Raw genomic sequence first — 8,609 nt, 5'->3', positions numbered from 1 at the left:
AATCGATAAGAACTAACAATAGATTAGGAAATTCATCACAGGCTATTGAGTTCTTTGAAGGTGTTAGTCAAGATTTATTACGCGATATTCGTAGCGAATTAAAAAAATATAGTAGAAAAAAGTATTCATTTGAAAAATTATATATTCCAACACTGAGAGGCTTGAGACCTTTCCCAAGAAAAAAAGATTCCCATGAAGAAATAGATTTTTATGAAGAAAGAACTATAAAAGACTATTTCAAGGAATCAGGCAATAAAATGATATTTACTGGGCTTGGAATGTACAAACAGCTAAAAGAGTATCTGCTTGGTGACTTACAAAAAAGAAATATAGTAAGAAAATTTGAAAATTTCTTAGGTGAAACATTCTTTGAGGGAAAAGAAATAGCTCTTATTCCAAGAATTGAAAGTGATGTAATATATGTAAAAATGGATGACGAAGATGAATATCCAATATTTCATCTTGGCGATGGTATTCAGCAATTAATTATACTTACATTTAAGTTATACTTATTAAAACATAAGCATTCAATTGTATATATTGAGGAACCTGAATTATATCTTCATCCGGGGCTTCAACGAAAATTTATCGAACTTCTAACGGGTGATACCTTCAAAAACCTACAAATATTTTTTACTACTCACTCAAATCATTTTTTAGATATGACACTGGATTTCAATAATATTTCAGTATATAAATTTTCAAAAACGATAGAAAAAGATGACTCTTCTAAAACTATTCCTAAATTTTCAATAGAGAATACAAGTAATGAGGATCGGAACCTATTAGAAATCTTAGGTGTCAAGAATTCATCCGTATTTTTAGCCAATTGCACAATTTGGATTGAGGGCGTAACTGATAGATTCTATTTCAGAAAGTATTTAGAGATATTTCAAAAGGATCAAAAGCAAAAGGATTCAAATCACAAAATATTTGAAGAAGATAAACATTATTCATTTGTCGAATATTCTGGCAATAATATTACTCATTATTCTTTTCTCAATGATGATAATGAATCAATTAATGTAGAGCGATTATGTAGTACGTTATTTCTAATTTCTGATAAAGATAAAAATAAAGACAAAAGACATGAAAAGCTTAAAGAAAAATTGGGTGATAGATATTATTGCTTAGAATGTAAAGAAGTTGAAAATTTATTGACTCCTGAGGTTTTGATTAAAGTTATTAAGCAATATGAAGGCAACGATGTAAAAATAAAAAAAATCCCATCTGAATCTTCATATAAGAATCGTTACTTAGGCAAATTTATTGAAAACACCTTGCTTAAGGATAAATCTACAAGAAAGTGTAAAAATAAAGATAATCCTTACAGTTCCCCATCAGGTTCTATTAAAGATAAAATACCATTTGCTAAAAAGGCAATTAGCAATATCAACAGCATAGATGATTTATCTGATGAAGTAAAAAATATCTGTAAATTAATCTATGAATTTATTAAATCAAATAATCCATAGTAAAAGCGTCTGGTTCTCCCTCTGTTCGGAATGCAAAGACACTAAAATTATAAATTTGATTACAGATAATATATACTTTCTATGTAGTCGTTAATAGGGCGTATGCAATACGCCCCTACGCGTAATATTTTTTGTCACTCAAATCTTATGACAATACCTTTAGCTTGCCTACTTCTTCCCGGTCCGCTCGACTGCCTGGTCTATGTTGCGTCTGAGGTTCGGGTTGTTGGGATAATGTTCGAGCAATGAACGCCACTTAGCCAACGCCTCATCATAGCTGCCAGCTTGATACAGTTCCATGCCCTGAATATATGTATCCCAATGAGCAGGGGTTTTCTTGATGTCCTCAAGAGTAGAGGTTTCGGCGGTATAGCGCGTCAGCTGACGTTTCAGGCTTTTGCCGCCCTCCGATTGGGGGTTAAAGGCGATTACAGAATCAACCATCACGTTTGCCATCTCATAATCCGCCCGGTCGAAATAATTGAGCGCCGTTTCGAGATATCTGGAGGCTTCGAATTTACGGTTGATTTCAGTCTTTTTGGCTAAGGCATTCCTGTCGCCGGGCTTTGCCTGAAGTATCTGATTGATATTTGATAAAGCCTGGTCATAATCGCCGTCTTTTATAAGCTGATTGATCTGAGTTCTCAGTCTTTCTATCCGGCTATTCTCTATTTTTTCGATTGCCGCTATGCGGTCTTTGGCATGCTGGTTGTCAGGGGCAAGAATCAAAGCCAGCCGGTATTGCTCGTCGGCTTCATTATACTGTTTTTTATCATAATACCGATTGCCGACCTCAAGCTGGCTGTTTATCAATTCATCAATATAGCCGCTGCTTGCCTGACGGGCTATATCCTGTTTTATCCGGTCGAACAAAAGCACGACTTTGCTTCTGGCATCCTCATTCTGTTCATCTATTGCCAGAACCCGGTAATAGGTTTCTATCGCCTGATAAATATCGCCTGCGTTCTCATGCTCATGCGCCGCTGCCAATTCCTGATTCAGCATTTCTTGAGATTCCAGCAGTTCATGCTCTTTATATTCGGATATTTTTTCCTGAGCGAATATATCATCATTGCGGGCGTTTTTCTCATCAACAGATGTGCCGAAAGCATAGCTTAAAGAAAGCCTGTGCGATACATCAAGCTCGGAAAATGACGTGTAAGCATAATCAAACTTGAAATCATAGACTGATATTCCGATGCCCAGCGTTAACTCATCACGCATATAGCCAAGGCGGGCGAAAATCATATTATTATAGCCGAACTCACCGCCGGCGTAAATATCTGTGCCGGCATCTTTTATTTTTTCGAAATCAGCGCTCAGCATCAAACTGTTAGAACCGCCGATAATTCGCTTATAGGCTAAGCCGCTTTTGACCGACAACGGGTAGCTCTGTTCGGTAGTGTGAAGCTTAATGCGGGGGCTGTATATATCTGAGGCTTTAATGCCTGCCGAAAGTCCGTCAATAATACTGAGGTTATAAATTAAGCCCGCATCGAAACCGAAACCGGAATCTTTATAGCCGGCTAAATCGTAATAAACTCCCTTAATCGAAATGCCGGCGGCAAAATTTCTTAATGGCGAGAAGCCGTAGCCCAGAAGGAATAAATCCTGGCGAGTGGAGAATGTGCCGATTTTTGTATAGTTGGATATTCTATCGAATTCGCCGCTTGATATATCGCTTACGCTGGCGCCAAAAACGCCGGCGGATAATGTCGGATAAGCAAAGGCTGCGCATTCATAACGGGTATCCATAAACAGGTTCATGTGCGACAACTGCAGTTCGGGACGTTTTACAAAGGCCAGACCGGCAGGGTTCCAATAGATAGAGCTGGCGGTGTTGATATGCCCGACAGAGGCGCCGCCCATGCCCAGCATACGAGCATCAAAGCCAATGGCAAATGGCGGACGGCTGCCGTACTCGTTCGAGGCAAACAGGCTGGCACTCAGCATCAGGATAACCAGCGATATTAGCGCAAGTTTTCTTACCATATCACCGCCACCTTGATTTTAGCAGTTTGTCCGTTTGAGTTATTCGCGGCTAATATGTAATAGACGCCGCTTAAAACCCGGTTGCCGGCCGAATCTCTGCCATCCCATGTAGTCGCGTAATCGCCTAAGTATTGGCCATTAGCGCCGCTGGAGGGCTGAGCCTGCGCACCCCAGACTTTCTCGCCGTTAATATTGTATATCGCAATATCAATGACAGCATCGGTTGTATCATAGTAGCCGATTTCAAGCGAGCCGTTTGAGGCTAAGTACGGATTGTTGTTTACGATAAACGAGCTTTCAAAATCGGCGGCAAGAATTGATAATGACGGGCTTTCTAATGTAAATTCACCGCCCTCCGGCAGGATGACCTCTATTGGCGACCCGTAAATTCCGCCGATAACAAGGCGCGCCTCGATATCATCGGAATCTATGGAGACATTAAACGAAGCAATTGCGGGGTTTTCCACCGGGGTAATATTTATAGTCATTCCTATTGAAGAACCAGGCCCGATAAATATATCAGGCTCAAAATCGAAGCTGATTAGAGAATCGCCTATTACAGCGTCATAAGAATCAGTCGTATCGCCGTTAAGATATATAAATGACGAGGAGACAATATCGCCGGGCGCTATAAGGTTGTCGTTCGATAATAAGCGGAAACCAAATGTCATCAGGGCGATTTGGTTATCCGGCACATCGGATGTGTTTTCTAACGTGAAGGTGTAAACATCCACAGGCTGGCCGCCTACTGCAGCGCCGCCGCCCGGTATGAGGTCTTGGATTACCAAATCGGGAAGCTCATCTTTGACAATAATATCGAAGCCGGCAGAATCATTTAGAATAAAGGCACTTTCGCCGGTATTCAAATCAATCGGTATGGCGCTGATTTCGACTGCAATTTGCGCGCCATCGAGAATCTGCGAATCCGGGGCGGCAACCTGCCATTCGACCGGTGTTCCCGGAGTAAATGATTGGGCAGGCTCCTCGACAGTAAAACCGCTTGCTTCAAACAATAGCATTACCTCACCATCGCCTGTTTCGGCGGTACCGGAATTTGCTGCCAACGCCTGCAAAGTAAACGTTTCACCGGGCATAATTGTTCTGTCTAAGGCTGATGGCGGGGCTGTTATTTCAAGCCCTATCGATAAAGCAGCTTTAGCTACTACTTCAATAGGCAGATAGACTGCGTCATCATAAACAGAATCGCCGGTGTTGGAATCGAAACTCCAGCAATCAAATCGCAATGAATCAACTAAAGTCGTCTGGCTGGCGTTTAAATGCCAGGTTATGGTCTCCCCTGTTAATAATTGAACCAGCGGGTCGGCACTGTTGAAGCCATCCGGCAAAGTTAGCTTAGCAAAGCTTTCGCCGACATTACCGGCGGTGAATAGCGAATCGGCAACTGTAAATGATTGACCATTAGACAACGTTCCATCAATGGCTCCCTCCGGCGCGTATATCGAAGCCCGATGAGTTATCGAAGCGAATTCGGCAACTATTACCGCCGCAGTGGCTATCGAATCGGAACCGAGAGCGGAAGTGGAATCATTTAAATCGATGAACAATCCATTAAACGCTACCCTGGCTGAATCCAACGGCGCCGCTGATTCGGGTGCGGTTACAGTCCATGACAATAACTGATTCGGGGTAAAATCACGAGTCGATGAATCGGCTATTTGGAAACCGTAATCGCCATCGAATGAAAGCGTCAACTGATCAGAACCGGAATAGCTTGTACCGCCGGAATTATTAACTAATGCATATACGGTGAAAATTTGTTCGGTCGAGAGCGAATCATCGGATAAATAAAACGTATCGATATTAAATTGAGGCGGCAGTTCAATTATCGCCGAGGCGGCATTATCCAGCGCCGCCGCTACTTGAGTCGAGTCGCCGGTGATGCTGTTAATCGCTTTGATAATCGAGCAATGGAATATCTCGGATGAGTTCGGCAGTGAGTCGGCTGTAATATCATATTCAAAGGAAACCCCTGTATCGCTCCAGATTGTGCCAACAAATAAGGTATCCTCAAACATTGAATTGCCGTCTGTCTCCAACAACAGCGTAACAGAATCTAATGGTTCGGCGCCCAAATTTCTGATGCAGCCGTGAATTATAAACGATTGGCTGGTGTTTACTCTCGGCGCGTTTATACTTACCGTATATAATGAATCCATTCTTATCAAACCCGGGCTTAAAATATTGACACTATCGCCGCCAGTATTGATATGCGCCAGATATTCCTGCTGATTCTGAATGCCGACTATAAATATCGAGGGCTGATAATTACCCGGAATAAAACCGGGTGGTATAGTTGTCGAGGTAAATGTTATGGTCGTATCGCCGGTATAAATTCTTTCGATTCTCACATCCGAAGCAGTATCAATAAGGGCGATAAACTGATGCTGTCCATCGGAGAATGATATTATTGTCTGATTATGGTTAAGTTCTAATGATGCCTGTCCGGCATTTTCCACCTGAACGCTGAATGATATATTCGTTCCGGTTAACACCGAATCAGGAGACAATGTGTTTTGATTATATACAATATCAGCCGCCGTCTCGATTAGCACGCTGTCAGACAGCGTTAATGAATCGTATATTTCTCCCGTTAAATCTGTGCCGTGGATGTATAGTTTAATTGAATGATTGCCGTCTGCGAATGAATAAGGAACCGAATACGGTTCAAAAGCAAGATTGCCTTCAGCGTCCGGCGCAATCGAGCAGTTTTGAATAAGCTGGGCTCGATATTCATTATCGCCATCGGTAAAAAAGATATTGGTTGTCTCATCGATATTAATAGTAGAGCTGCCTTCACTATTATGGACTCTTATTGTAAAGCTGTATTCGCCATCAGTTGATACGGTATCCGGCGAGAGAGAGTTTTCGATATAATCCAACTCGGCGGTTGTAATTACTTTCAGTGTATCGCCGTTTAGCAGGCTGTCATAAACCTGCGTACCGGAATAATTGCCGGTAATTTTCATCGATAACGGATATTCGCCGGGAGCTAAACCGGTCGGAACGAAGAAGCTGAAATCAAGACTGGTGTCGGCGCCCGCCGGGAAAGAGCGGGGCAATCCGGGTGTGAATATCGGCTCAAATTGATAGCCATCGTGATATATATCGATATCGGAAATCTCGATAACAAGACTGCCAAAATTAGTAAATCGCATATAACCCTTGGCTGTATCCTCACGCGGAACAAGGTTATTATCTAAAACGAGAGCATCGGCTTGTAGTGAGACCATATTAACAGAATTAGATTCTCCATAAACATCCGATTGAGAGGCTGCGTTGAAAGTTATCTGTCCGCCTACTCCATTATAGCTTATGCCAAGGTCATTGAGGTCGGCAACTCCGGCAATAAAATCAGAAGCCTGCTTCAGAACATTCGGATTTACAACACCGCTTGTCGAACAGTCAATTATGACAGAATCCGTCGAAGCATCGAAATTATACTTGAGATTGCCGAAATTATCTTTGGCGGTGATTGTTGAAATCGGTTCTAAAACACGGCTTGAAATCTGCGGGGATGCTATCGACAAGTCAAGATTGCCCAGTATGCCGGGCAAGATCGTTATCTCATCAGTTGCCCGAATAACTACGCCCTCGCTGGCAGAGCCTTTTAATATGGCGATGCCGGTTAATGTTAAAACCTGCTCTGCGTTCCCCGAGCCATTAATGCTTATAGGTATTTCATTAAAAATCGGCGGCGTTCCATTAGGCGAACTTCCCGCGCCTAAGCTGTCGGAGATTACAACTGTGCCGGAAGCCGGGTTGCTGAATTGATCGACAGCATTTATAACCTCTAAGACAAAAGATTCTCCCGCAATGACCGTATCCGGGGATAATAATGCAAACGAGCTAATTGAGGCGGCATAGACTATAATGGCTGAGGAAGTATCGGCTAAGCTATTCGCGGTATCCGCAACAATTATATTTCGGGCGCCGGCAATCTCGAAAATGAAATCGCTGCCCGAAAACACATGGCTGCCCTCATGCGGCGGAACAAACTCATAAGACAACGGCAAAATCTCGGCGCCGGAAAACTCTATAACACCATTATAATCCGTACCGATATTGCCGAAAATATCTCTTGCGATTACCGTAAGGTCTGTTGATAATGGTTCGCCCGCTATTGCATTTCTCGGGTAACCGCTAAGATCAAGATTTCCGAAAGCGCCGGGCAAAACAATCAGCGTGTCGGTAAATATTTCGAATCCTCCGGCGCTGCATTTTAACACTGTCTTTTTAACTTTGGTCAATGTCTGTCTGGCATAGCCGCCGCCATCGACAACATTAATATCATTATAAACCGGCGGAACACCATTGGGCGAAATGCCGCCGCCATATTCCACTTCAACACTAACTACACCACTGGTAGGATTCCCGTATTGGTCTATTGCATTATTGACAGTAATATCAAATGATATGCCGGCAATAACCGTATCAGGATATGAAATAGCAAATGTATTTATCCCGGCGACAAACACCTCTATTGTCGAGGACGTATCGACTAAGCTGTTAGCATTGTCGGCAACAATTATGTTCTTGTAGCCGCTCTCAGTGAAAATAAATTGAGCGCCCGGAAAAATATGACTGCCGGAATCACCAGCCTCATAAGTATAGGGAGACGGGACTGTATTCGCGCCTGAAAACTCAACCGTGCCAAGATAATTTGTGCTGATATTGCCGTACAAGTCCTTAATGACAACAGTCGGGTCAGTCGATAACGGCTGGCCGACAGCTGCGTTTTCGGGACAGTTGAAAATGTCTATACTGCCAAGCTCGCCGGGCATCACCGTAATTGATTCGGTGTCATCGATATTGCCGTTGGCGGTTCCCCTTAGAACAGTAGCGGCAGCGTTAGCTAATATCTGACCGGCAGAACCGCTGCCATCGGCAACCGCAACATCGTTATAAGTCGGCGAATAACCGCCGGGGGAATTGCCGCCGCCGGATAATGACGTAATCGCCACAACGCCGCTGGTGGGGTTGCCGTAAGCATCAACGGCATCGCTGACTGTTATATCGAACCCGACGCCAGCTATACATGAGGCAGGCGCTGTAAGCGTAAACGAGGCGATTATCGGCGAGGCATAAACCTCGATGGTTGCAGACGTATCGACTAAGCTGTTA

Annotated in this window: 3 protein-coding genes; 1 reads left to right on the top strand and 2 read right to left on the bottom strand. The window is 43.2% G+C overall.

Translation table 11 applies throughout. The features are described from left to right. Positions 1-1,475, top strand: a 1,475-nt coding sequence (locus J7K40_11160; GenBank protein ID MCD6162954.1) for an AAA family ATPase, incomplete at its 5' end; no start/stop codon positions are given. A 168-nt stretch (positions 1,476-1,643) separates the two neighbouring features. On the opposite strand, the gene J7K40_11155 is transcribed toward J7K40_11160, so the two are convergent. Together J7K40_11155 and J7K40_11150 are read right to left on the bottom strand one after the other, a co-directional pair. Next, complete coding sequence (locus J7K40_11155; protein ID MCD6162953.1) at positions 1,644-3,467, bottom strand: PorV/PorQ family protein; 1,824 nt, start codon at positions 3,465-3,467, stop codon at positions 1,644-1,646. After that, on the bottom strand, positions 3,461-8,609 hold a 5,149-nt coding region (locus J7K40_11150; GenBank protein MCD6162952.1), incomplete at its 5' end, for a hypothetical protein. The genes J7K40_11155 and J7K40_11150, both read right to left, overlap by 7 nt.

The sequence above is a fragment of the Candidatus Zixiibacteriota bacterium genome, assembly GCA_021159005.1.
Classification (GTDB): Bacteria; Zixibacteria; MSB-5A5; order UBA10806; family 4484-95; genus JAGGSN01.
This window is presented reverse-complemented; position numbering and strand designations above follow the sequence as displayed.